Origin of the sequence: Rouxiella sp. T17, from assembly GCF_036663475.1 — a bacterium.
Classification (GTDB): Bacteria; Pseudomonadota; Gammaproteobacteria; order Enterobacterales; family Enterobacteriaceae; genus Rouxiella.
In genome coordinates, this window is record NZ_JAWUEA010000022.1 from 1 (window position 1) to 1,271 (window position 1,271).

Below are 1,271 nucleotides of genomic sequence, written 5' to 3' on the forward strand. Positions count from 1 at the left end.
CCGTTGGTGATGGCGGTCATGCCGAACTCGCGCACGCCGTAGTGGATGTAGTTGCCCGCCGCGTCGTCACCGATGGACTTCGAGCCGGACCACATGGTCAGGTTGCTCGGCGCCAGGTCGGCGGAGCCGCCCAGGAATTCCGGCAAAATCTTGCCAAAGGCTTCCAGCGAGTTCTGCGACGCCTTGCGGCTGGCGATGTTGGCCGGCTTGGCCTGCAGCTCCTCGATGAACTTCTGCGACTGCGCTTCCCAGTCGGCAGGCAGCTCGCCCGCCATGCGGCGTTCGAACTCGGCCGCCAGCGCCGGATGCGCCTTGGCGTAGGCCGCGAACTTGTCGTTCCACGCGGACTCCTTCGCCTTGCCCGCTTCCTTCGCGTCCCACTGGGCGTAGATGTCGGCAGGGATTTCGAACGGCGCGTAGTTCCAGCCAATCGCCTTGCGGGTCGCCGCCACTTCGTCGGCACCCAGCGCCGCGCCGTGGACTTCGTGCGAACCGGCCTTGTTCGGCGAACCGAAGCCGATGATGGTCTTGCACAGAATCAGGGTCGGACGGTCGGTGACCTTGTGGGACTCTTCGATGGCCGCCTTGATGGCGTCCGGGTTGTGCCCGTCGACGCCGCGGATGACGTGCCAGTTGTAGGCTTCGAAGCGCGCGGCGGTGTCGTCGCTGAACCAGCCTTCCACGTGGCCGTCGATGGAGATGCCGTTGTCATCGTAGAACGCGGTCAGCTTGCCGAGCTTCATGGTGCCGGCCAGCGAGCAGACCTCGTGGGAGATGCCTTCCATCATGCAGCCGTCGCCCATGAAGGCGTAGGTGTGGTGGTTGACGATGTCGTGGCCGTCGCGGTTGAACTGCGCGGCCAGCGTGCGCTCGGCGATGGCGAAGCCGACGGCGTTGGCGATACCCTGACCCAGCGGGCCGGTGGTGGTTTCAACGCCCGGCGTGTAGCCGTACTCCGGGTGGCCCGGGGTTTTGGAATGCAGCTGGCGGAAGTTGGCGAGTTCGCCAATCGGCAGGTCGTAGCCGGTGAGGTGCAGCAGGCTGTAAATCAGCATGGAGCCGTGACCGTTGGAGAGCACGAAGCGGTCGCGGTCGGCCCAGTGCGGGTTGGTCGGGTTGTGGTTCATGTAGTCGCGCCACAGGACTTCGGCGATGTCGGCCATGCCCATCGGGGCGCCGGGGTGGCCGGAATTTGCTTTCTGCACGGCGTCCATGCTGAGTGCGCGGATAGCGTTCGCAAGCTCTTTACGAGAGGACATGTTCTACTCCAG

Annotated in this window: 1 protein-coding gene; it reads right to left on the reverse strand. The window is 65.1% G+C overall.

Annotation, left to right across the window (positions count from 1 at the left end; translation table 11 throughout):
* A partial coding sequence (locus tag SC206_RS05520; RefSeq protein WP_332734987.1) for a transketolase family protein occupies positions 1-1,259 on the reverse strand: 1,259 nt, incomplete at its 3' end.
* Positions 1,260-1,271 lie beyond the last annotated feature (12 nt).